We start from the raw sequence: 24,443 nt of genomic DNA on the forward strand, positions 1-24,443 counted from the left end.
AGAGACGGTTTTTGAAAGTCCGCGCGCGTAGCACAAACTTTCCTGGGCGGCGGTGGATTATTCCCGCTAACTTTGTTTCCCGTTATGCCAGACCGAACCCCCACTTCCACGGCTGCAACGGCCAAGTACATTTTCGTAACCGGAGGGGTGACCTCCTCGCTGGGCAAAGGTATTATCTCGGCCTCCCTGGCCAAGCTACTGCAAGCCCGCGGCTTCCGCGTCACCATCCAGAAGTTCGACCCCTACATCAACATTGACCCCGGCACGCTCAACCCGTATGAGCACGGCGAATGTTATGTAACCGACGATGGGGCCGAAACCGACCTCGACCTAGGTCACTACGAGCGTTTCCTGAACGTGCCAACGTCGCAGGCCAACAACGTTACCACCGGCCGCATCTACGACCACGTGATTACGAAGGAGCGCGAAGGCGCCTACCTCGGCAAGACCGTGCAGGTAGTGCCCCACATCACCGACGAGATTAAGCGGCGCATGCTGTTACTTGGTCAAACTGGTGATTTCGACGTGGTTATAACGGAGATTGGGGGCTCAATTGGCGACATTGAAAGCCTTCCCTTTGTAGAGTCGGTGCGTCAGTTGCGCTGGGAATTGCCCGAAAACAGCTCCTTGGTTATTCACCTTACTCTGCTGCCCTACTTGAAGGCGGCGGGCGAGCTGAAAACCAAGCCCACCCAGCACTCGGTGCGTGACTTGCGCAGCGCTGGCCTCCAGCCCGATATTCTGGTATGCCGCTCCGAGCATCCCATTCCGGCCGATATGCGCCGCAAAATCGCGCTGTTCTGCAACGTCAACATCAACTCCGTTATTGAGAGCTTGGACGCGGACAGCATCTACTCGGTGCCGCTGCTCATGCTGAAAGAGCATTTGGATGAGCGCGTTATTAAAAAGCTAAAGCTGGGCGGGGGTGCTCCCCTACCCGACCTGGAGTCGTGGAAAGATTTCCTGGGCCGCCTGAAGAACCCAACCGAGGAGGTAACTATTGCCTTGGTAGGGAAGTACGTGGAGCTGCCTGATGCCTACAAGTCTATCAACGAGGCATTTGTACACGCCGGCGCTCAGAATGAGTGCAAGGTAACTGTGCGCAGCGTTCAGTCAGACCACATCAACGAGGACAACGTAGCGCAACTGCTCCACGGCGTGGATGGAGTGCTGGTAGCGCCGGGGTTTGGGGAGCGTGGCTTCGAAGGCAAAATATTAGCAGTGAAACACGTGCGTGAAAACGGCATTCCTTTCTTTGGAATTTGCCTGGGCATGCAGGTGGCTGTGGTTGAGTTTGCTCGCAACGTACTGGGCCTTAAGGAAGCTTCCTCTACGGAGATGCACGCCCAAACGCCTTACCCCGTCATTGCCATGATGGAGGAGCAAAAAAATATTACCCAAAAGGGGGGCACCATGCGCCTGGGCGCCTACGATTGTGAGCTGCGCAAGGGCTCCAGAGCAGCTAAGGCGTACGGCCGTAACCACATCAGCGAGCGGCACCGCCACCGCTACGAGTTCAACAACGACTACCTGAAGCAGTACGAGCAAGCCGGCATGATTGCCTCAGGCCTCAACCCCGAAACGGGCTTGGTAGAAGTGGTTGAAATTGCCAACCACCCTTGGTTTGTGGCCGGGCAGTTTCACCCAGAGCTGAAAAGCACGGTGCAAAACCCACACCCGCTGTTTGTCCGCTTCGTGCGTGCTGCCATCCAGAACCGGAAAGGCTAAACGTAGAAGCTTGAAAAAACGCGGTAGCTGCATTGGCAGCACCGCCACATCGTCATGCTGGACTGGTTGCAGCTTGCCCGTGCTAAGCATTGGGTCATCATCCTTCACGCGGGATGCAAAGCTCGACTAGACCAGCATGACGATTTTTATAGTGCCTTTACCGCTGCATACGTCCTGCTTTCAGCGTCCTGAGCGACGCGAATTACAGCTTTCGGCCTGACAAAACGCCGCGCCTGCAAAATATTCGCCTGACAAGTCCGACCTTTGCGGTAGCGTCGCCAGGTTTTTGATTGGCGGGGTCACACCTAGTAGTACTCTTTTGCCCCTCATCCTTACCTGAATGGACAGAAATTCAGCAATCGGCCTGTTTTTGATATCGGCCTTGCTCATCATCTACCTTTTCTTCGCGCCCAAGCCCAAACCGGAACCGGCCGCTGAAAAGCCCAAGACAACTGCCACCACGGCTGCTACTGCTTCCGCCCCGCTCGATTCAGCAGCAGCAACTCAGGCTCTGGGCTCGTTTGGGTCAGCGGCGGTGGGTACGGCCCAAACCACGCAGCTTAAAAACGAGAACATCACCGTCACGTTTTCCTCAAAGGGTGGCCGCGTGGAGGCTGTTCGTCTGAACAACTACAAAACGTTCTCCGGGAAGCCACTCGACCTTTTTACGGCTCAGAGTGCCCAACTCGATACTCGTTTCCGCACGAACGACGGCCGCCAGGTAAAGTTGTCGGACCTCTACTTCCGGGCCGAGCCCCAAGGTACCACTACGCTACGTTACGTAGCAGATGTAGCTGGCGGGCAAATTGAGCAGCTGTACACGCTGGCGGCAGGCAGCTACGAGCTAGCATACAACCTGCGCTTTAACAACCTCTCGGCTTCGGTGACCCAAGAACCACTCACGCTCTCCTTCGTGGACAACGTGCGCCAGACGGAGCAGGACCGCAAGCAGAACCGCAATCATACTCTCATTAACCGCTACCTGGTTTCGGGCGACCACACTGCCCTGGGTGAAGCCTCGGAGAAGCCCGAAGAAGTTAAGGTAGCGGAGCCCTTGAAGTGGATAGCTCACAAGCACGACTTCTTCGTGGCTGGTATTGTAGCTGAAAACCAGTTTCAGTCGGGCCAGCTGAACGCCACGGTAGACCTGGAGGATACTACCTACATCAAAACGCTGAGCTCTACGCTAGCTATTCCGGCTGCTGATGTGCAGCAAGGAAAAGCCAACTTCCGCTTTTACTTTGGTCCTAACTCCTTCAACACGCTGAAGGCTGTAGCACCCGATTTCGACCGGAACGTGTACCTAGGCTGGGGCTTGTTCCGCTGGGTAAACCGCTTTGTGGTGCTGCCCGTGTTCCACTTCCTGGAGCAATACATTAGTTCCTACGGTATCATCATTGCCCTGCTGGTAGTGCTGATTAAGCTGGTGACGTGGCCCCTGACCTACAAAACGTACGAGTCGCAGGCCAAGATGAGAGTACTGAAGCCGGAAATTGATGCCATCAAGGAGAAGTATCCCGACGACCAGTTGAAGCAGCAGCAGGAGACCATGAAGCTGCACAGCACCATGGGCGTATCGGCGCTGAGTGGGTGCGTACCTACGCTGCTCACAATTCCGATTCTGTTCGCCATGTTCCAGTTCTTTCCCAATGCGATTGAGTTGCGCCAGCAGCCTTTCCTGTGGGCCCACGACCTGAGCACGTACGACGACCTGATTAAGCTCCCCTTCTCGGTGCCGTTCCTGGGTAACCACATCAGCCTTTTCACCCTGCTGATGACCCTCTCGACGCTAGCCATGACTTACCAGAGCAACCAGAACAACCCCGCCGCCATGCAGGGTCCTATGAAGTTCTACAGCTACCTGATGCCGCTGGTGTTCTTCTTCGTTTTGAACAGCTTCTCGGCCGGCCTCACTTGGTACTACTTGATTTCGAACCTGGTAACCTTGGCCCAGCAAGCAATTACGCGCCGCTTCGTAGACGACACCAAGCTGCGGGCTAAGCTGGAAGCTAACAAAATCAAGAACAAGGATAAGAAGCCCTCAGGCTTTGCGGCTCGCCTGCAGGATGCCATGAAGGCTGCCCAAGAAAAGGAGAATCAGTCCCGCCAGGGTGGTCGTCCTACGGCGGCTACGGACGATGACTCGTCGGATGACAGTGGCACGGGAGCCTCGGATGTTTCCCCGAAGCGCCCGCGCAAAACGCGTCGTTCGTAGAAGCAGTAGGTCACAAGCTACTGTAACGCTAAACCGCCCCGTCGCTTTGTAAGCGGCGGGGCGGTTTGCATTGGCACCAATTTTGGCTTCACCAGACACACCCTTCCTCTACCTCCTTCCAGTATATGAGCCGCCTATTGTCAGCCGTTGTTGTGCTCGTGAGCCTAGGTATTTTACCCGCTTGCACTACTAGCCACCACGTATCTTCTACCAAGCCAGAACAAGCTACGCTGGAGCAGCCGAAGACCGAAAAAAACGCATCGGCCGAGCAAGTACCCCCCGTTATGGTGTTTGAGCGCACGCCCTGCTACGGTATGTGCCCACACTATACGGCTCGCCTGTACGCCGATGGCCGGGTAGAATACGAAGGTTTCCGCCATGCTCCCGTTGAGGGTAAGCGCACCGCGCAAATTGCGCCCAGCGTGGTGCAAAACTTGCTTCGGCAGGCCGACCTCCTAGGGTTCCAGAAACTTGACAATACGTACTCTAGCGGCGTTACTGACCTACCAACCACGGCGCTTTCCATCCGTTATCCTGATGGAACGACCAAGGCCGTGCGGGCAGAAAGCGGGGCTCCTGTTGAGCTACGAAACTTGTTTGCGACCCTTACCACCGAAATAGAAAAGGCTTTGGGTGTTACGGCTGAACGATAAGTAATACACCTACGTCCCCACGCAAAAGGGCCATTTCAGTAGTTGAAATGGCCCTTTTGCGTGGGTACACTATAGGTAAGTTAGTTCTTCCGTACCCGCTCTAGCACCAGCTGGTTCATAGGGTTTGGTGTGAGGCCTTGCACGTTATTCTGCGTAAGGCGCACTACCTCGTCGTAATAGAGCGGTATAACGGGACTTTCTTCCACAATAATGCGGTCCATCTGCTGATACAGATCGTAACGCTTGGCTACGTCCTGCTCCAGCTTAGCTTGCTCGTAGAGCCGGTCGTAGGCGGCACTTTGGAAATGCGTTTTGTTGGGCCCCGCCGGAGCAAAGTTTTTGCTGTAGAACAGGGCTAAGTAGTTTTCCGCGTCGGGGTAGTCGCCGAGCCAGCTTTTGGTGAAGAAAGCACTGCTGCCATTATCTACCATCTCCTGGTGGGCGGCTGCTTGGTTTACATCAATTTCTACCTGCACGCCCACATCGGCCCAGTTCTTCTGCAAATACTCGCATACCTCCTTGCGCTCAGCTACAGTAGCCAAGCGCAAACGCAAAGGCTTAGCGGCACTGTACCCCGCTTCTTTCAATAGCCGACGGGCTTTCTCCGGCTGGTAGCTGTAGCCCGGCACCAATTGCTGGCTGAAAGACGGTAAGGAAGCCGGCACAAACCCTGACAAGCCCGGCACGCCCACATTGTTGAGGAAGTATGCCAGCAAATCTGGCTTGTTGAGAGCATAGTTCAGGGCCTGGCGTACTCGCTTATCCTGCAACGCCCGGCCCGCCGCGGCATTGTCGCCGCGCAGATGGGCGGGGTCTTGCTGCAGGCCGAGGTATTCTGTATTCAAGTAGGGCACTTTCTGCAGGCGAAACTTCCCCCGAAAATCCTCTCGTACGGTACCATCAGGGTACATAATCAGGTCGCGGGAGCCGGCCCGAATACCACTTAGGAAGTCTAGCTTCCCCTGCATAAACGTCAGGAATTCCGTCTTGCGGTCCTGGATAAAACTGATCTGCACTGCGTCCACGTAAGGTAAGCGCTGGCCTTGGGCATCTTTCTTCCAGTACGCAGGGTTGCGATGGTACACAATGGCATTGCCCTCATCCCATTCTTTGAAAAGAAAAGGTCCTGTTCCAACGGGATGCTCCCGAAAATCCTTGCCATACTTCTGCACAGCTTCGCGCGGCACTACGTACGCATAGGGCATTGTTAGAATACCCAAGAATGGGATAAACGGCTCTTTAAGGTATACCCGCACGGTGCTGTCGTTCGGCGCTACAAAGCACGTATCGTGTGGCTCGCCCTGGCTGTTTTCCAACACCTTACCCCGAAAAATCCACCCGCCAGGGCTAGCCGTAGCTCCATCTAGCAGGCGCCGAAAGCTGTAAACGAAGTCCTGGGCTACCACGCGCCGCCCCTTCCCTCCCGCAAACACTTCCGAGTCGTGAAAGTACACGTCGGGGCGTAGCGTGAAGGTGTAGGTTTTGCCATCGGTAGAAATAGTGTAGCGCCGGGCAATGGCTGGGCCAGGCTTCAGGCTGTCGTCAAGTTCCACTAGGCCGTTGTACAACTGCGTGGCCGCCCAAATATTTGCTTGCTTATTGGTAAAGGCAGGGTCCAGGGAAGTCAGCGCCTCGGGTTGATTGTAGCGAAACACGCGCCGGGCATCAGTGGTTGGGCCGGCATCGGAACAGGCCGTGAGCAGGGGCAGCAACAGGAAAGCGAAACCGGCAGCACAGCGCGAAAACGGAAACATGGGAACGGCGAAACAGTGTATATTTGCAAAGGTATCCCACATCCGGCGTTTGTTGCACCGGCGCAGTCCTACTGCTTTCTTCCTATGAACCTCACCTACTACGGTCACGCCTCCTTTCTGCTCGAAACCGGCGGCATCACCCTTCTTTTCGACCCATTTATTCGTCCGAACCCGCTGGCCAAAGATATTGATGTAGACGCCATTCAGGCCGACTATATCCTGCTGAGCCACGGCCACGGCGACCACGTAGCCGACGTGGAGGAAATTGGCAAGCGTACCGGCGCTGAGCTCGTAGGCATGGTAGAAGTCCTGGGCTGGTTTGGCCAAAAGGGTCTTAAGACCACATACGCCATGAATCTGGGTGGCACCGTTAAACTGCCCTTTGGTACCATAAAAATGGTAGCAGCTGCGCACTCTAGCTCCTTACCCGATGGTTCCTATGGCGGTCTGGCCGCTGGTTTCGTTATCGAAGCAGAAGATAAAACTATCTACTTCGCTGGCGACACGGCCCTGACCTACGACATGAAAATTCTGGCGGAGCGTTACACGCTGGACGCGGCTATCCTACCCATTGGCGACCATTTCACCATGGGTATCGACGACGCGCTTGTAGCGGCCGACTGGGCGGGGGCCAGCCGCATCATTGGCATGCATTACGATACCTTCCCGCCCATTGCCATCGACCAGGAAGAAGCACGCAGCAAAGCGGCAGCGGCTGGCAAAGAGCTGGTACTGCTGAAAATCGGCGAAACCATTACTATATGAGCTACCAGTTGTCAGGTACTACAGCACAAGCTGATTGGTGCCAACTGACAACAGGCAACTGAAAACTCACAACGAACGAAAATGGGTAAAATCATTGCGGTAGCCAACCAGAAGGGCGGAGTCGGCAAAACCACTTCCTCGATTAACCTAGCGGCCTCCCTGGCCGCGCTGGAGTATCGGACCCTGCTCGTGGATGCCGACCCCCAGGCCAACGCTACCTCCGGCGTGGGCTTCGACCCGAAGGATATTCAAACCAGCATTTATGAGTGCATGGTGGATGGCATCAACATTCAGGATATTATCTTGAATACCAACATCCTTCCTCACCTCGACCTCATTCCCTCCCACATCGACCTCGTTGGGGCCGAAGTGGAAATGATCAACTTGCCCAACCGGGAGGAGAAGATGAAGGAGGCCCTGCGCCCCCTCGCCGATCAGTACGACTTTATCATCATCGACTGTTCGCCTTCCCTAGGTCTGATAACGGTTAATGCTCTCACGGCTGCTCACTCGGTTATTGTGCCGGTGCAGTGCGAGTACTTTGCCTTGGAAGGCTTAGGCAAGCTGCTGAACACCATCAAAATCATCCAGAGCCGCCTAAACGAGGAACTAGAGATTGAAGGCATCCTACTGACTATGTACGATGTGCGCTTGCGCCTTTCCAACCAAGTAGTTGAGGAAGTGAAGCTGCACTTCCAGCAGCTAGTTTTCGATACCATCATTCCGCGTAACGTAAAGCTGTCGGAGTCGCCGAGCTTTGGCATTCCAGTCATTTTGCACGATGCCGAAAGCAAAGGCAGCATTAGCTACCTGAACTTGGCCCGCGAAATCGTGGAGAAGAATGTGGAAGCTGCTGGCGAGCCAGAGGCTGCAGAAGACGCAGCCTAGTGCTTAGTACAAAGAACTTAAAAACGGCTGGTGGAGTAATTCGCCAGCCGTTTTTTATTGGGACAGGTTGAATTTCAGCGAAAACTGAACTTCCCACAAAATTTCCCGGCCTTCCCCGCCGTTTGTGTATTTTTGAATCCCGCTTTCGTCTGCCATTGGGCGAGGGCTGATTGCAGGTATGTCAGAGAAGAACGAAGAGAAACCTACGCCGGCAGCGGCTCCCGCGGCGGCCAAGCGCAAAATTGGCGGTCTAGGCCGGGGCCTCAATGCCCTGATTGAAGGCAGCTACGAGAAAAAGAGCGAACGGGTGGGCTTGGTGCCGCATCCAGTAAACTCCGTTGGGTTGATTTCGGTCAATCAGATCGAAGCCAACCCTTACCAGCCGCGCACCCACTTCGACCAACAAGCCCTACAGGACTTGGCGGAAAGTATTAAGGTGCAGGGTATTATTCAGCCCGTGACGTTGCGCCAAACGGGCACGAACACCTATCAGTTGATTTCGGGCGAGCGGCGTTTGCAAGCCTCCAAGCTGGCCGGTCTCGACTCCATTCCTGCTTACATCCGCAAGGCCGATGACCAGCAAATGCTGGAAATGGCACTCATCGAGAACATTCAGCGTGAGAACCTCAATGCCATTGAAATAGCACTGAGCTATCAGCGCCTCGTGAGCGAATGCAACTTGAAGCAGGAAGAGCTAGGCGACCGGGTTGGCAAAAACCGCTCGACGGTAACGAACTACCTCCGCCTGCTCAAGTTGCCGCCCGATATTCAGATTGGCCTGCGCGACAATGTAATCAGCATGGGTCATGCCCGTGCCCTTGTCAACATTGATGACATTGAGCAGCAGCTTGGATTGTTCCGCCGCATTGTGGATGAGGACCTCTCTGTGCGCCGGGTAGAGCAACTGGTGCGCAACGGCGCTGCCGCCCCTACTGAAACTGAAAAGAAATCTTCACAGCCAGCTACGCCCGTAGTACCTGCCGCTGAACTTCGCCGTACTGAGCGCCACTTGACCGAACGGTTTGGCTCGCGTGTGCTAGTGAAGCCAGGCCCCCAAGGCCGGGGAGAAATCAAAATTGCTTTTGACTCGGTAGAGGACATGCAGCGTATTCTGCACATTCTACAACCTGCTTAACCGCCCGTTTATGTCTGGGGTCCAACGCGTACTAGTTCTTCTGTGCTTGCTGGCGGTACTACCACTGGCCCAGTTAGCCCAGGCGCAAACTGTTGTAACGGCTGGCCCCGACTCCACGCAAGTGCGTCAGACCGCCGTAGCCGACTCCTCACGACGCACAGAAAAGCTGCTTGGCTTTCGGGTTACCCGTCCGCAAAAGGCAGCGTTCTTAGCCCTGGCTATTCCGGGGGCGGGGCAAATCTATAACCACCGCTACTGGAAACTGCCACTCGTGTACGGCGCTTTGGGTGGGGTAGGCTACGGGCTATTTCACTACCAGAGCCGGTACAAAGAATACGTGAAGGGCAAACAGGAATACCGCACGGTTTACGGGCCCGGGCAAGACCCCTACGTGGAGGGCACCCCACTAAGTAAACTTTCTGGCGCAAATGTCTCTCAGGAGATTCGGTCAGAAAATATTGAACGGGGTATCGTGTTCTACCGGCGTTACCGGGATACGTTTATTGCCTACACTGCTTTAGCCTACGGTATAACTATTCTGGATGCTCTCGTAGATGCTCACTTGCGCGACTTTGATATCAGTGAGGATTTGAGTTTGCGCCTCGATCCGGCGGCGCTACCCTCACGTACTGCTGTTCCCGGAGCAGGCCTTGCCGTCAGCCTTTACTGGAAATAACTTGGCACACTGAGTCTCTTGTAGCAGGCAGGACGTCTCTTGCCAACAACAACCCATCGGAGTAGCAGACTCCGAGTTCCTACCTGCTCTTTCTTCAACACCTCCTACTCTTACCTGAATGAAGCTGCTGCTGATTGGCTACGGCAAAATGGGCCGGGCCATCGAGGCCCAGGCCGTGGCGCGTGGTCACCAGATTGCCGGCATCGTGGACCCCTCCCGGCCCGATGTACGCATCTCCAATTTTACTCCTGCTACCGTCGACGCTGCAATTGAGTTTACGCACCCTGATGCGGCCTATCAAAACGTGCAAGCCTGCTTACGCCAGGGTTTGCCAGTAGTATGTGGCTCCACGGGTTGGCTCCACCACTTTGCTGAGGCGCAGGCATTAAGCCAGCAGACAGGCACTCCGCTATTTTACGCCTCTAATTATAGCGTAGGAGTGAACCTGTTTTTCCACTTCAATGAATATATCGCCGCCAAAATGCATCAGTTCGGCGGCTACGATGTACGAGTACGGGAGATTCATCATACCCAGAAGGTAGACCAGCCCAGCGGCACCGCCATCACCACTGCCGAAGGAATTTTACGTTACTTCCCTAATAAAACCACTTGGCGCAACGAGGCCACGCAAGCACCCGAAGAACTAGCTATTCTTTCTGAGCGCGAGGGTGCTGTGGTTGGCACGCACATCGTCACCTACTCCTCAGCGGCCGATGATATTGAGCTAAAGCACGAAGCACACACCCGCGACGGATTTGTGCAGGGCGCATTGCTTGCTGCCGAATGGCTCCCCGGCCGCCAGGGGGTATTCGGTATGAAAGACCTGTTGGGACTGTAGCACAGCCCCTTCTGTGATGCCCGCAGTGAAAGCACACTTGCCTTATAGGCACAGTATCCACTGTAGGCATTCCGGAAATCATGAACTAAATACTTCGCTGCTTTCCATCGCATTATTTCGGATATTCCGGCGTTGAAGCTGAAAGAGGCCGGCGTGTGCCGGCTGTCTGTTTTTCTGGCCCTGACTGTTATGGCTGTACAATCACAATCCTGGGAGAAATACCTCGAAAAGAATAAGCCGGCCCCGGCTCCCGACTCGAACTCCCCTGTGCCGAAAAAGCGCAAGAGTGCCTTCCGCGAGTGGGGCGACGCCATTCTGTTCGCTGTAGTGGCTGCAACCCTTATTCGCTGGGCTACTTTCGAAGCGTATACCATTCCAACGCCTTCGATGGAGCACTCTCTATTGGTAGGCGACTATTTGTTTGTGAGCAAGCTGCACTACGGTCCTCGCACCCCACAAACTCCGCTTCAGGTACCGCTTACGCACCAAACCATTTGGGGCACTAATATCAAGAGCTACTCCGAACTTATTCAGCTACCGAGCTACCGGCTACCTGGCTTCTCGTTGGTGAAAAACAACGATGTAGTTGTGTTCAATGTGCCTACTGAGAAGCAGCATCCTGCCGACTTGCGCATGAACTACATCAAGCGCTGCATTGCCATTCCCGGCGATGTACTGAAGATTGTAGAAGGGCAGGTGTACATTAACGATAAGCCGGCCAAGAACTATCCAGAGATGCAAAGCAGCTACTTCATTCGGGTAGCCCAGCCGAATGATGATCTGCTGGATGCTTTCAAGAAGTTTGGCGTCGTCAACTACGATGATCAGGAGAATGGTCAGCCATTTTACTACGGCGGCGGCTATAGTGTGCACATGACCCGCGCGGCCTACAACTTCTTCAAGCAGCAGCCCTACGTGCAGGAAATTGTAGACCTGCGCATGAAGCCAGGCCTGACGGATGCTGTATTCCCCAATAACCCCGACCTGCCTACTACCACCGCCGCAGTAGCTGACCCACCCTTTCCAGGCTGGAACCGGGACAATTACGGTCCGTTGCAGATCCCACAAAAGGGCCAGATGGTGCAGTTGGACGCCAAGAATGTACGCACCTACCAGAAGATCATTCAGCTATACGAGCACAATGAAGGCATTACTGTTGCGGAAGATGGCACCATCTCGCAGAATGGCAAGCCTTTAACTAGCTATACCTTCAAACAAAACTACTATTTCATGATGGGCGACAATCGGCACAATTCCGAGGACTCGCGCTACTGGGGCTTCGTACCGGAAGACCACATCGTAGGTAAGGCCGTACTGATTTGGCTGTCCGTAGATCCGCATGCTTCGTTCCTCAATAAGATTCGTTGGAACCGCCTGTTCAACCTAGTAGATTAACCTCCTGGGGAGTCAGTTCCGAGCAGAAGAAACTCTATATTTTCTACTGTTCCGCTTAATAGATAAACCAAAAGAGCTTGCCCGTGGGCAAGCTCTTTTGGTTTGGTGTGCCAGTACCAGAGTATTGCCTCTACCATTGGATAGGCGCCACACCATGCTTTTCCAGATAGGTGTTCGTCTGGCTAAACGGGCGGGAGCCGAAGAAGCCCCTATCGGCAGCGTAGGGAGACGGATGGGCCGCTTTAAGCACCAGGTGTTTTGTTGCGTCAATGATTTCCCCCTTTTTCTGGGCGTAGGCACCCCACAGGATAAACACAACGTGCTCTTTTTCCTGGGAAATTTTCTGAATCACAGCATCCGTAAACTGCTCCCACCCTTTTTTCTGGTGACTACCCGGGTCACTAGCTCGCACCGTAAGGGTGGCATTGAGTAGGAGTACCCCCTGCTGAGCCCACCGATCAAGGTTGCCATTGGGAGCAGGCGGGGTGCTGGGCAAGTCGCTTTGCAGTTCCTTAAAGATGTTTTGCAAGGAAGGAGGCGTACGTACCCCCTCGGCTACGGAAAAGCTCAAGCCATGGGCTTGCCCCTTACCATGGTAAGGGTCTTGCCCCAAGATGACAACCTTCACGTTGTCGAAGGTACAGGCATCGAAAGCATGAAAAATTTGTGGGCCAGGAGGATACACCGTTGTGGTAGCATATTCTCCCTTAACAAATGCTATCAGGTGTTGGAAATACGGTTTTTCAAACTCATCTTGAAGTACCTTGCGCCAGCTTTCTTCTATCTTTACAGACATAGGGAGAGTATTATTTTTTGGTTTGGGGAGACCTTGGGTGCTCCGGCTGCGTAGATAAACCAAATTCCGCATAAGGGCTGTTAGCTTTCTCCCACCCCGGATTTCAGGAGCCATGAATACGACCACAACACAGGGTGTAACCGTCAGCGTGACCACCAATTACCTGCCCGATTATTCGAGCCCAGGTCAGGAACACTACGTGTTTGCCTACAAAATTGATATTCGCAACGACAGCGAGTTCACTGTAAAGCTGCTCCGCCGCCACTGGTACATCTACGATGCCAACGGCATGGTACGGGAAGTGGAAGGCGAAGGTGTAGTAGGCCAGCAACCTATTTTAGAGCCTGGTGAATCGCATCAGTACGTTTCCGGCTGCAACCTGAAGTCGGGGCTAGGCAAAATGCGCGGTACCTACCAAATGGAACGCCTAATGGACGGTAGCGAATTTGCAGTTGAGATTCCCGAGTTTACGCTTGTGGTGCCCTACCGCTTAAACTAATTTGCGCAGCCGCAAGGCTGAATGGTACACCGGCGGGCTGTTCAACTAGCGGGTTGAACGGCCCGCCGTTTTTCTTTCCTTTAGCTGGCGAGCATCCATTGTTCATTCATAACTCCCCTCCTTTTGCTCTTTCAGGTCCTCAGCTATTTCCGTTTCCTACTTCGCTCCGGCAATGCCCATGGGCTACACTCTCCCTATGTATTCGGGCTCTACACTCACCTCATCAATCATACAGGCCACTTTGCGGCGTACGATGCCGTAGAGACACGCCGAGGCGAGCTACTCATTGACCCTACTGCCATAACGGTGCGCGACTTCGGTGCGGGCTCTCGCACAGGCGCAGGCCGTACGCGCCGGCTCCAAGATATTGTACGTACGGCGGCTAAGCCTCCCAAACTCGGGCAGCTACTATTCCGGTTGGTGAATCATTTGCAGCCGCAGACGGTCGTGGAACTGGGCACTTCGCTGGGGATTACAACTGCATACTTAGCCAAGGCTTCTTCCCGCGCTCATGTCATTACGTTTGAGGGCTGCCCGCAGACAGCAGAAGTGGCCAGAGAAACCTTTACTCGCCTGAACTTACCGAACGTGGAACTGGTAGAAGGCAACCTAGATGATACGTTGGCTCCTACCCTAGCTATCCTCTCAATGCCGGTAGATTTTGCTTTCTTCGATGGCAACCACCGTTATGAGCCGACCATGCGCTACTTCGAGTTGCTTAACCAGCATCGGACGGAGCACACCGTATTTGTGCTGGATGACATCCACTGGTCGGCAGAAATGGAAAAAGCCTGGGCAGCAGTCAAGCAGCATCCTGACGTAGTATTGACTATTGACCTGTTCTATATTGGCCTAGTGTTTTTCCGCTCTAGTCAACCAAAACAGCATTTCACCCTGCGTTTTGATCATGCAGTTGATAAGCTGCTAGAACGTACGCGGCGGCTTTCTGCCTAGCCAGAAGCTGATCCGTAAACAATTATACTAATATAAGTAGCAAACAAACTACTCTGATACTAGTATATTTGGCACACGTACGGTTGTCACCCCGCCAACACGGCTGCCTAAAAACAGCGAAGCCCGTGTTACGAGCACGGGCTTCAGGATAAGAAGGGTGTTTAGGCCACCCTCAAATCCAGTGTTATGAGACAGGGTCGTACAAATCTGGATGGACTTCGATTCGAATGTTCCATTCAGGTGACCACTACCTTCATTGTGAGGTTAGTGGCCGCTTTAGGCGGAATAGGCGGTTTATACCTGCTATTCACTCCCTAGCGGTAACGGTAGCAGGGCGCACATGTGTCCTGCTACTTTCGTTTCAACGAGACAAATATAGTGGATGTTTTGGCAAACCCTTGTCCCTGAATGGAGGCTGCCGGCAAAGACAAAGTACTAATTTTTACTTACCGCACCGCTTCCCGAACGCGGGTAAGTTTAATCAGTAGCTCCTCCAACCGATCCAGCGCTAACATATTGGCTCCGTCTGATTTAGCTGTAGCTGGTGTAGGGTGCGTTTCAATGAATAACCCATCGGCACCAACAGCAATGGCAGCTTTCGCAATCGTCTCAATGAGTTGAGGCTTGCCTCCCGTAACGCCGCTGCTCTGGTTAGGCTGCTGCAAGGAATGCGTTACGTCCATTACTACGGGTACCCCAAACTCGCGCATCACGGGCAGGTTGCGGAAATCCACTACCAAATCGGAATAGCCAAAAGAATTACCTCGGTCGGTGAGGATAACGTTTTCGTTGCCAGACTGACGCACTTTGTCTACCGCAAACTGCATCGACTCCCCGGATAGGAATTGGCCTTTCTTCACGTTTACTACTTTGCCGGTTTTGGCAGCGGCAATAAGCAAATCCGTTTGTCGGCACAGAAACGCCGGAATTTGAAGCACGTCCACGTACTCGGCGGCTAGGGCTGCTTCCTCCGACTCGTGAATGTCGGTGACAGTGGGCACACCAACCTCGCGGCCTACTTTCTGCAGGATACGCAGTGCTTTCTCGTCGCCAATGCCGGTGTAAGAATCGAGGCGGGAACGGTTGGCTTTGCGGTAGGAACCCTTAAAGATGTAAGGAATTTGAAGTTTGTCGGTGAGTTGGCGCACTTGTTCAGCAATGCGCAAAGCCATGTCTTCCCCTTCGATAACACACGGACCGGCCATCAGGAAAAACTGACCTGAGTTGGTATTGCGAAAGTGGGGCAGAACGTTAGCGAGGGCTTCAATCATGGTATAAAAAGATGCAGCACATGGGGTAAGTGTGCTTTGTGAGGCAAAATGAACAGCAGTATCTAGCATTTGGGGCTAGCGCCGTATGCAAATCTAGAGTTTCGCTCACTTCTTACGCAGGCAAATAAATAACTCCCGCCCACTACGGGGAGGAAGTGAGTTAGTAGCCGTTTCAAAATGAACGAAGTCGAAGTAGGGAGCAAAGTACTCATGGTATTCCTCCCGGGAGCCGCCAAAAGGTGGGCCAGGCTGACTGAATGTGGTATCAAACAGCACGCCCATAAGTGTACCGCCCGGTCGGAGCAATTGGGCAGCTTGGCGGGCGTAGGCGGGCCGCAACTTCGGCTTGAGAGCACAAAAGAAAGTTTGTTCGACCAATAGGTCATAGGGCGTATCTGGAGCTAGCGCGAAAAAGTCCTGCTGTAGCAAGTGCTCTTCGGGGAAGCTAGGCGCTCGTCGGTGTAGGTCGGCCAAGGGAGCAGCTGCCACATCGACCACAACTACATGAGGCCAGCCTTGAGTATGCAGATACTCAGCTTCATACGCTCGTCCGGCTCCTGGAATAAGAATCCGACGAGCATCGGGCGGCCCTAGTTGCACGAAATAATCTAGCAGTGGGGGCGTTATCGCACCAGTATCCCAGGCGGTCTGGCTGGCGGCGTAGCGCTGTTCCCAGTAGGCAGCGTTCAGGGAAGAATCCGGGAGCATATGACAGCAGGATTGTACCTTCGGACTTGCCTGGGTACAGAACTCCATTATTTTTGCCCTAAAGGTACTACCTCTGCCCGGACTGCCTGGGCCCCACTAAAACCCCGCCTTACATGGAACAAGACCACAGCCCCGAACCAAAGAACAACAACCGCGTCCTGCTGATTGTAGCGCTGATTCTGGTCCTGCTGGGCATCAATGGCCTGTTGTTTTACATGAATCAGCAGAAGTCGAAGCAGAATGAAGAGCTCCAGGCTGACGTGCTCACTAAGGACACTAAGCTCGAAGAGCAGATTAAGCAATACGAGGCCCTGAAGGCCGATTTTGAGCGCCAGAGCCAAGAAGTTCAGGGCATGGGCCTGGCCAACGACTCACTGGAAGCGCGCATTGCCCAGATCAATGCCGACTTGCTAAAACTACGCTCTTTTAAGGCCGGTAGCTTCAGCATTGCTGAGCAACGCCGCTTTAAGCAGCGCGCTTCCAACTTCGAGAACCAGCTCAAGAAAAAGGACGAAGAAATTGCGCAGCTAAAAGCCGACAACGAAGCCCTTTACACGGAGACTACTACCCTGAAAGAGCGTCAAAACAAGCTGACGGACACCATTTCGACAGTAGTTCGCTCCAACCAAGAGTTGACTGAGAAAGTCAACATTGCTTCTCGTTTGCAAGCCGAAAATATTCGAGTAGGCGTAGTGAACAGCCGCAACAAAGAGAAAGACGACGACGACAACGAATTCAAAGCCAAGCGCGTCGAGAAAATCAAGGTTACCTTCAACCTAGCTCGCAACGACGTAGCCCCGAAGGAAACCAAGCAAATTATGATGCGCCTGATCGAGCCCGACGGCGCAGCTCTCTACAACCTGAGCACGGGCGGCGGCACGTTCACCATCGACGGTGCAGAGGCCTTCTATACGGCTAAGCAAGACATCGTGTACGACAACACCCGCCAGCCAGTACAGTTCCTGTACGCTAAAGGAGCTGCTTACAAGACGGGCCTGCACACCGTAGAACTGTACTCGGGCGGAGTGATGATTGGCAAAACCACCTTTACTCTGAAATAGTAAGCGTAAGGCACTTAGCCCAGCTTTTTCAGCACCGCATACAACAACGGCTTGCCAGATGGCAAGCCGTTGTTGTATGCGGTGCTGAACGTGGTTCTTAAAGTTTCGATTCGTACTCGTCTAGCTTTTTAAGGGTGTCTTTGATATTCTCGGTGAAGAGAACTACCACTGAACCAGGCTTAGCTGTCGTCAGAACGTGGTCAATGGCGTCCATCTCGTTTTCGATGTAGGTGATGGGTAGTTCCGGAGCATCAAGCCGCAACCCATGGGTCATGATTTCCTTTAACTCTTCCGCGGTTTTACCGCGCAGGTCCCGGTCTTGACGTAATACCACCTCGTCGAAGATGCGACCTGCTACCCGCGAGAAGCCTAATGTATCCTCATCGCGCCGGTCGCCCAGGCCCGAGACTACGCCGACTTTGTGCGTAGCTTCAGTAGCATTAAGGAACTCCGCAAACTTCTCGATGCCGTGGGTATTGTGCGCATAATCCACGATTACCTCGAACGTCGGAAACTTATAGACGTTCATTCGGCCCGGAGTTTTGGTAGCCGATGGCACAAAAGTCCGGAGTGCTTGCTTAATGTCGTCTTTGTCAAACCCGTAGCAGTAGCAAGCCAGAGCTGCGGCCAAGGAGTTTTCGATATTGAAAGTAGCCCGGCCGCCAAACGTAATAGGAAACTCCGACGCCCGATCAATCCGAAGCTTATAGCTGTTTTTGTAGATAGTGATGTACCCTTCTTCGTAGACGGCAGCTAGCCCACCCTGTTCGGCATGTTCCCGAATCCGGGGGCTGTGCTCGTCCATGCTGAATAGCGCAACTCGGCACTCCAGCTTTTCTCGCATGGCGTACACGAGGTCGTCATCGGCATTGAGAACTGCCCAGCCATTCTTGCGCACTGTACGTGGCAACACGCCCTTTACAGCGGCCATTTCCTCTACCGTATAGATGTCGCGCATGCCGAGGTGGTCGGCCGCCACGTTGGTTACTACGGCCACATCGCAGGTGTGAAATCCTAGGCCGGAGCGCAACATACCTCCCCGAGCCGTTTCAAGGACTGCGAAGTTCACCGTAGGATCTTTGAGCACAAATTCGGCACTCTGGCCGCCGGTGCAGTCTCCACTTTGGAGCTGTACCCCTTGGATGTAGATGCCACTCGTGGTAGTATGCCCTACCTTGTAGCCTTTCGATGCCACGATATGCGACAACAACTGCGTGGTCGTCGTTTTACCGTTGGTGCCGGTGACGGCGAAGATGGGAATGCGGGCAGTGCTGCCCTGAGGAAACAGCATGTCTACTACCGGCGCGGCTACATTGCGAGGCAAACCATCGGTAGGCGAGATGTGCATGCGGAAACCGGGCGCTGCGTTTACCTCGATTACGGCACCGCGGGTTTCATTCAGAGGGATGGCAATGTCCGAGGTTAGCACGTCGATGCCACAAATGTCCAGTCCCACAATGCCGGATACACGCTCGGCTAGCAGCAAATTGTAGGGATGCACTAGGTCTGTCACGTCGGTGGCAGTACCGCCCGTGCTGATATTGGCCGTGCTCTTCAGGTATAACGTCTGGCCTTCCGGTAGCACCGACTCTAACGTCAGTTCTTGGTTACGAAGAATATCAAGCGTGTGCTGATCGGCTTTAATGCTGGTCAGTACTTTCTCGTGCCCTACCCCACGGCGCGGGTCGGTATTCACTTCGTCTATCAACTCCTGAATGGTACGCTTCCCATCACCTTTCACGGCAGCAGGGGTCCGTTTTGCGGCGGCAATCAGCTTACCGTTGACCACCAGCAGTCGGTAATCATCGCCCTGGATGTACTGCTCCACAATCACGGCGCGCGAGTATACCTGCGCGGCCTTGAGGCCCTCGACGGCATCCTCCCAGTTCATGATGCGGATGGTAGCGCCTTTACCGTGGTTGCCATCCAATGGCTTCGTCACGATAGGGAAGCCCAAGTCTTCTACCGCATCCCGTAGGCCCGCCTCCGAATAAACAGTGGTACCATATGGCACGGGAACTCCCGCGTCCTTGAGCATTGCCTTGGTGCGGTTCTTATTGCCAGCTACCTCTACTCCTGCATGCGAGGTGTAACTAGTTGTGGTAGCCCAAATGCGCTTCTGATTTACTCCGTAGCCCAGTTGAATGATGCTGCTATTCTTCAGCTGGATGTACGGGATGTTGCGCGAAGCCGCCTCCGATACAATGCTCCACGTACTCGGGCCGAAAAACTCTTCCTCCCGAATCTCGTGCAGTTCGTCGATAATGGGCTTGAGCTGAATCTCACGCCCGTGACACAAGTCGTCTACCAATTGCACGGCAGCCTCCGCAGCGGCTCGACCGGCCCGCTCTTCCTGGTAACTAAACACCACAAACTCTACCCCATCCTGATGTGCAGGGTATGACTTGCCCCAATACACGGGCATTCCTGCCGTACGCTGCAAGGCTAAGGCTACGTGCTGAATTACATGGCCTAGTGGTTCGCCGTCGGCCAACTGTTCTCGCGTAAGCGGCGGGTGCTTGTGAATTGTCTTGCTGTTTTCAGCCGGTGGGGTTTGTTCTAGTTCAGGGAGTAGCTCCGGTAATTGCGCGGCCAAGCTTGGCATTGCGTTCGACCATGTGTCGGCCAAGTCTTGCAAGTCTACTTTCAGGACAATCAACTTGTGATGCCGAACAGACCAGTAGCTGGGGCCGCGCATGGTGCGGAGGTCAATAATCTTCATAAACGCAGGGAGGAAAGAGTAGAAACGTGAGTGCTTGTACGCGGAATCGAAATCTAGGGATTATGCTATTGGAAACCCATAGCGCACTTTTATACTCGCCAAACTGCTACCGGTTCCTACAGGGAAGCAATTAAATCAGGAGCTGTTGTGCTAGCTGAAGAACCGTGCTCCTAAACGCAAAAACCCCAGTCGGGGCTAGTCGACCGGGGCACATTGCGTACTCAGAAAACAGGAACACAAGGCAATGGGCATTGCCTTAACCATCACTCAAAGGTAAACAAATATCCGGTAGCCTTGCTGCTTATTCACCGATGGCAGTGGGCTCCTAGCAAAACAAAACCTCCACCGAAAGACGCACTTTCAATGGAGGTTTACAAGAGGTGACGAGCGGATTCGAACCGCTGTAGGAGGTTTTGCAGACCTCTACCTAGCCACTCGGTCACGTCACCGGGCTTTGAGGATGCAAACTTACACCGAAATCTATCTTATGCCAAGACACCACGCACTTTTTCCGTTGCATTCGCGGTAAGTGCTTGGCAGAGTGCAAGAAAATATGTGTCACCGAGTTACTATAGCACTTCCGCGGTTACTTATTTTGCTTCCTGCCAACAAAAAAGGCCCTGGTTTACACCAGGACCTTCTTCGTTAGAAGAACTAGGAAGCTTAGGCTTTCTCTTCGTCTTTCTGGTCAGCGTCGTCGTTAGACAGAGCGTGCTTCACGGTGTCTACTACGTCGCCAGCTACTTCCGAAACTTTGTCGAAAGCGGCCGAGGCAGCGCCGGTTACGGCAGCCAGGATACCACCTTCAGCGGCAGTTTCGTCAGCAGGAGCGGCCTTGCCAGCTAGCTTCTGCTCGCCAGCCTGACGCTCGTTACCCATCATCTTGTCGCGCAGAGCCGACAGAGCGTCCAGGTCACCGAGGGTCGACTTCTCAGCAGTTTGCGGCTTTTTCAAGTCGCTCAGCTTGCCTTCGCCCTGAGGAGCAGCGGCACCAGTCGTAGGCTTCTTCTTAGCGAACTTCGACGTACGGCTGTCGTCTTCCGCCTGCTGGTTGTAAGCAGCCGTGTGCGACAGTACAATACGACGGTCGTCCTTCGAGAATTCTACTACGCGGAAGTCGAGCGTTTCGCCGTTTTCAGCGTTGCTGCCGTCTTCCTTCACCAGCGACTTCGGATATGCGAAGCCTTCGATGCCGTATGGCAGTTCGAGAACTGCGCCACGGTCGTTTTTCTCCGTGATGGTAGCCTTGTGCACCGAGCCAGGAGTGAACACCGTCTGGAACGTATCCCAGGGGTTTTCTTCCAGCTGCTTGTGGCCCAGGGCCAGACGACGGTTAGCAACGTCGAGTTCCAGAACTACTACGTCCAGACGGTCGCCCACCTTCACTACTTCCGAAGGATGCTTGATCTTCTTGGTCCACGACAGGTCCGATACGTGCACGAGGCCATCTACACCTTCTTCCAGTTCTACGAACAGGCCGAAGTTGGTTAGGTTGCGCACCAGACCGTTGTGGTTGGTACCTACAGCGTACTTCGTAGCGAAGTCGCCGCGAGTCCATGGGTCTTCGGTCAGCTGCTTAATACCCAGGCTCATCTTACGGTCTTCGCGGTCGAGGGTCAGGATCTGAGCCTCTACTACGTCACCTTGCTTGATGAAGTCCTGTGGGTTACGCAGGTGCTGGCTCCACGACATTTCTGAAACGTGGATCAGGCCTTCTACACCAGGGATGATTTCCATGAACGCGCCGTAATCGGCAACGTTTACGATGCGACCTTTCACTTTCGAGCCTACGCCCATGTCGGCAGGCAGCGAATCCCATGGGTGGGGAGTCAGCTGCTTCAGGCCGAGGCTGATACGCTTCTTGGCTTCGTCGAAGTCCAGAACTACGATGTTCAGCTTCTGATCGAGCTGCAGTACTTCGCTCGGGTGAGCGATGCGGCCCCACGAGATGTCGGTGATGTGCAGCAGACCGTCTACGCCACCGAGGTCGATGAACACACCGAAGTTGGTCATGTTCTTGATAACGCCCTCGAGGATCTGGCCTTTCTCCAGGTTGTTGAGGATGGCTTCGCGCTGCTTCTCGAGGTCTTTCTCGATGAGCACTTTGTGCGAAACTACCACGTTGTCGAAAGCGGCGTTGATTTTCACCACTTTCACTTCCATACGACGGCCAACATAAATGTCGAAGTCACGGATGGGCTTCACGTCAATTTGCGAGCCGGGCAGGAAGGCTTCTACGCCGTCCAGATCCATGATCAAACCACCTTTGGTACGGCGCTTTACCACGCCTTCCAGAACGGTGTCGTTCTCCAGAGCGTCGTAAATAGCTTTCCAAGCCTGCTTGATCTTCGCCTTCTTACGCGACAGGATCAGCTGACCATTCTGGTCTTCCTGGTCCTCAATGAATACCTCCACCTCGTCGCCAACTTTCAGCTCGGGTAGGTCGCGGAATTCGGAGAGGGGCACCAAACCATCAGACTTGAAGCCGATGTTCAGGATTACGTCGCGGTCAGTGATGCCCACAACGGTGCCTTTGATTACTTCTTCCTCCTGAACAGTGGTCAGCGTGTCGCTGTACATCTGCTCCATTTCAGCGCGCTGCTCAGCGGTGTAGTTACCACCGAAAGCATTTGCTGAAACGTTGTCCCAGTCGAAGTTGTCTACTACTTCTGCCATGATATTAGCAATGGCCCTCGTGTACACGTCCGGCGCAGGGCCCGCCTCCGGAACGCGTTTTTACTTGATACACAGAGCGAAACCTCTGGCCCACCACCCTGGCGGGGCGGCAAAGATACGGAGTTTGGAGCAGAGTAAATACTCCTGTTTGTCTCTATATCATTCAGCTAGCTAGTATTGTCACGACTTCCTCCGCAACAGAACTATTTCGTTAGGATAAGCAGGGTGGAACTTAAGGGTACAACTATCCCCTCTAGAAAATCCTAGAGGAGGATTTGGAACCGTAACTCGGTAATTCAGGCCTGTAAGGCTACAGACTACATGGGCATTACTGCTATTGCTATCTGTGACATAGCCTGTTACTTGACGACCACTTTTGATTGTGTGGCTACGCTATACCTCTTTGCAAAATTCTTACCCTGCGAAAAACAGAATCACTGTCGTAACTACTACTCCACCCTTATGCTTATTTAAGCAAGCTAGACTCTTATCTAAGCCTTTCCTGCTTTTTGACTTACTCATAATTTATGACCAATCTATTCGCTATTGGTCATACTGATTTTTGGCAAAAAGAAAGCCTTACATCTCTGTAAGGCTTTCTTTTCTAATTTAGCTAATAAGGATGATTATGCCCGGCCCAGCTCGCGTAGGTGGGCTACGTGCGAAGCTACGGCATAGCGCATCTTGGGGTATTCGTTGTATTCCACGCCGAACTCCTCACACATCTGACGGATGATTTTATTCAGGGCTGGGTAGTGTACGTGAGAAATGTTAGGGAACAAGTGGTGCTCCACTTGAAAATTGAGGCCACCTACCAACCAACTGATGAGTTTACTATCGGTAGCAAAGTTGGCAGTCGTCTTGATCTGGTGGATAGCCCATTCATCTTCAATCTTGCGAGTGGTTTCGTGAGGCACTACAAAGCTAGTATGCTCTACTGTGTGCGCTAGCTGGAACACGATGCTCAGCGTGAAGCCAGCTACTGCCATAAACACGAGGAACCCAACCAACCAGCTGACAAAGCCTACTATGTAAATTGGTAGTGCCACAAACAAACCAAGGTGGAGCGCCTTGAAACCCCAGAATACACCTTGATCAGACGCTGTCATTTTCTTGATGGGCATCTCCCCAATCTTTCCGCGGAAGTACTTCTGGTAGTCCATGTAGAAAATCCAGGCGATGAAGAGCAACGCATAGAAGAACCAGAAGTACAGGTGCTGGAAGCGGTGCAGCTTGCGCCGAGGCTGGTCGGGGCTGAGACGCAGCCAAGGCTGAGCGTCCAAGTCATCATCCACACCTTCCACGTTGGTGTACATGTGGTGGATGAGGTTATGCTTCATGTTCCACATAAAGGAGTTGCCGCCCATCACATTCAGCGTGAAAGCCGCAAACTGATTGATCCACTTAGATTTACTAAAGGATCCGTGGGCACCATCGTGCATGACGTTGAAGCCAATAGCTGCGCCAATGAAGCCTAGTAAGGCGCACTCTGCTACTCCCAGCCAGGCTGAGGGAGTCCAGAACACAAGGTGGAGGTACACAGCCACGAAAGCCGCGGTGAGCAGACAAGCTTTAAAGAGCAAGCTCTTGCCGCCAGTTGTCGACTTGCCGGCTTCCTGAAAGTAGGCGTTGGTGCGGCGCTTTAACTCCTGATGAAAGGAGCGCGAAGCCGCGAATTTGGGTGCTAGCATAAAGGGTGGTGATAGGAA

The 24,443-nt window shown here is 53.6% G+C and carries 19 protein-coding genes and 1 tRNA gene; 12 read left to right on the forward strand and 8 right to left on the reverse strand.

What is annotated here, in order from left to right; genetic code table 11:
• The first annotated feature begins 84 nt into the window (after positions 1-84).
• The 3 genes from CHB83_RS04370 (at position 85) to CHB83_RS04380 (ending at position 4,596) form a co-directional block, all read left to right on the forward strand.
• A complete protein-coding gene (locus tag CHB83_RS04370) occupies positions 85-1,728 on the forward strand; it encodes a CTP synthase (RefSeq protein ID WP_045690012.1) in 1,644 nt (547 codons plus the stop codon).
• A gap of 340 nt (positions 1,729-2,068) precedes the next feature.
• Positions 2,069-3,943 carry a membrane protein insertase YidC gene (yidC, locus tag CHB83_RS04375; protein WP_089331811.1) on the forward strand — a complete coding sequence of 625 codons (1,875 nt, stop codon included), beginning with the start codon at positions 2,069-2,071 and terminating at the stop codon, positions 3,941-3,943.
• Positions 3,944-4,068: 125 nt separating this feature from the next.
• Positions 4,069-4,596, forward strand: coding sequence for a DUF6438 domain-containing protein (locus CHB83_RS04380; RefSeq protein ID WP_089331812.1), 528 nt, complete (start codon positions 4,069-4,071; stop codon positions 4,594-4,596).
• Positions 4,597-4,676: 80 nt separating this feature from the next.
• Here CHB83_RS04380 and CHB83_RS04385 read toward each other — a convergent pair whose 3' ends face one another.
• Positions 4,677-6,350: an ABC transporter substrate-binding protein gene (locus CHB83_RS04385; RefSeq protein ID WP_245855281.1), complete on the reverse strand. Its 1,674-nt coding sequence runs from the start codon at positions 6,348-6,350 to the stop codon at positions 4,677-4,679.
• 84 nt (positions 6,351-6,434) lie between these two features.
• On the opposite strand from CHB83_RS04385, the gene CHB83_RS04390 reads away from it, so the two are divergent.
• The 6 genes from CHB83_RS04390 (at position 6,435) to lepB (ending at position 12,047) form a co-directional block, all read left to right on the forward strand.
• Positions 6,435-7,115 (forward strand): metal-dependent hydrolase, encoded by a 681-nt coding sequence (locus CHB83_RS04390; protein WP_089331814.1) that lies wholly within the window; start codon positions 6,435-6,437, stop codon positions 7,113-7,115.
• 81 nt (positions 7,116-7,196) lie between these two features.
• Positions 7,197-8,003, forward strand: a complete 807-nt coding sequence (locus CHB83_RS04395) for a ParA family protein (RefSeq protein WP_045690381.1) — start codon at positions 7,197-7,199, stop codon at positions 8,001-8,003.
• A gap of 178 nt (positions 8,004-8,181) precedes the next feature.
• Positions 8,182-9,138 (forward strand): ParB/RepB/Spo0J family partition protein, encoded by a 957-nt coding sequence (locus CHB83_RS04400; RefSeq protein ID WP_089331815.1) that lies wholly within the window; start codon positions 8,182-8,184, stop codon positions 9,136-9,138.
• 10 nt (positions 9,139-9,148) lie between these two features.
• Positions 9,149-9,814 (forward strand): DUF5683 domain-containing protein, encoded by a 666-nt coding sequence (locus CHB83_RS04405; protein WP_089331816.1) that lies wholly within the window; start codon positions 9,149-9,151, stop codon positions 9,812-9,814.
• Between the two features lie 118 nt (positions 9,815-9,932).
• Positions 9,933-10,652, forward strand: coding sequence for a 4-hydroxy-tetrahydrodipicolinate reductase (dapB, locus tag CHB83_RS04410; protein ID WP_089331817.1), 720 nt, complete (start codon positions 9,933-9,935; stop codon positions 10,650-10,652).
• A 189-nt stretch (positions 10,653-10,841) separates the two neighbouring features.
• The gene (lepB, locus tag CHB83_RS04415; RefSeq protein WP_089332129.1) at positions 10,842-12,047 is read left to right on the forward strand and encodes a signal peptidase I; all 1,206 of its coding nucleotides are present in this window, start codon (positions 10,842-10,844) and stop codon (positions 12,045-12,047) included.
• 130 nt (positions 12,048-12,177) lie between these two features.
• Here the strand turns inward: lepB and CHB83_RS04420 are convergent, their stop codons facing one another.
• Positions 12,178-12,843: a uracil-DNA glycosylase gene (locus CHB83_RS04420; RefSeq protein WP_045690379.1), complete on the reverse strand. Its 666-nt coding sequence runs from the start codon at positions 12,841-12,843 to the stop codon at positions 12,178-12,180.
• Between the two features lie 112 nt (positions 12,844-12,955).
• Here CHB83_RS04420 and apaG point away from each other — a divergent pair, with 112 nt between their 5' ends.
• A complete protein-coding gene (gene apaG / locus CHB83_RS04425) occupies positions 12,956-13,342 on the forward strand; it encodes a Co2+/Mg2+ efflux protein ApaG (RefSeq protein WP_045690378.1) in 387 nt (128 codons plus the stop codon).
• Between the two features lie 123 nt (positions 13,343-13,465).
• Positions 13,466-14,296 (forward strand): O-methyltransferase, encoded by an 831-nt coding sequence (locus CHB83_RS04430; protein ID WP_089331818.1) that lies wholly within the window; start codon positions 13,466-13,468, stop codon positions 14,294-14,296.
• A 446-nt stretch (positions 14,297-14,742) separates the two neighbouring features.
• Here CHB83_RS04430 and kdsA read toward each other — a convergent pair whose 3' ends face one another.
• On the reverse strand, positions 14,743-15,567 hold the full coding sequence (gene kdsA / locus CHB83_RS04435) for a 3-deoxy-8-phosphooctulonate synthase (protein ID WP_045690377.1): 825 nt from the start codon (positions 15,565-15,567) through the stop codon (positions 14,743-14,745).
• 105 nt (positions 15,568-15,672) lie between these two features.
• Positions 15,673-16,275, reverse strand: coding sequence for a methyltransferase domain-containing protein (locus CHB83_RS04440; protein WP_089331819.1), 603 nt, complete (start codon positions 16,273-16,275; stop codon positions 15,673-15,675).
• Positions 16,276-16,388: 113 nt separating this feature from the next.
• On the opposite strand from CHB83_RS04440, the gene CHB83_RS04445 reads away from it, so the two are divergent.
• A complete protein-coding gene (locus CHB83_RS04445) occupies positions 16,389-17,336 on the forward strand; it encodes a hypothetical protein (RefSeq protein WP_045690376.1) in 948 nt (315 codons plus the stop codon).
• A 97-nt stretch (positions 17,337-17,433) separates the two neighbouring features.
• On the opposite strand, the gene cphA is transcribed toward CHB83_RS04445, so the two are convergent.
• From cphA to CHB83_RS04465, 4 genes are all read right to left on the reverse strand, one after another.
• Positions 17,434-20,058: a cyanophycin synthetase gene (gene cphA / locus CHB83_RS04450; protein WP_089331820.1), complete on the reverse strand. Its 2,625-nt coding sequence runs from the start codon at positions 20,056-20,058 to the stop codon at positions 17,434-17,436.
• A 378-nt stretch (positions 20,059-20,436) separates the two neighbouring features.
• A tRNA-Cys gene (locus CHB83_RS04455) sits at positions 20,437-20,507 on the reverse strand.
• Between the two features lie 214 nt (positions 20,508-20,721).
• The gene (rpsA, locus tag CHB83_RS04460; RefSeq protein ID WP_236704939.1) at positions 20,722-22,734 is read right to left on the reverse strand and encodes a 30S ribosomal protein S1; all 2,013 of its coding nucleotides are present in this window, start codon (positions 22,732-22,734) and stop codon (positions 20,722-20,724) included.
• Positions 22,735-23,360: 626 nt separating this feature from the next.
• Positions 23,361-24,425 (reverse strand): fatty acid desaturase family protein, encoded by a 1,065-nt coding sequence (locus CHB83_RS04465; RefSeq protein ID WP_089331821.1) that lies wholly within the window; start codon positions 24,423-24,425, stop codon positions 23,361-23,363.
• Between the last annotated feature and the right edge of the window lie 18 nt (positions 24,426-24,443).

Source organism: Hymenobacter mucosus, assembly GCF_900188255.1.
In the GTDB taxonomy this organism is placed as follows: domain Bacteria; phylum Bacteroidota; class Bacteroidia; order Cytophagales; family Hymenobacteraceae; genus Hymenobacter; species Hymenobacter mucosus.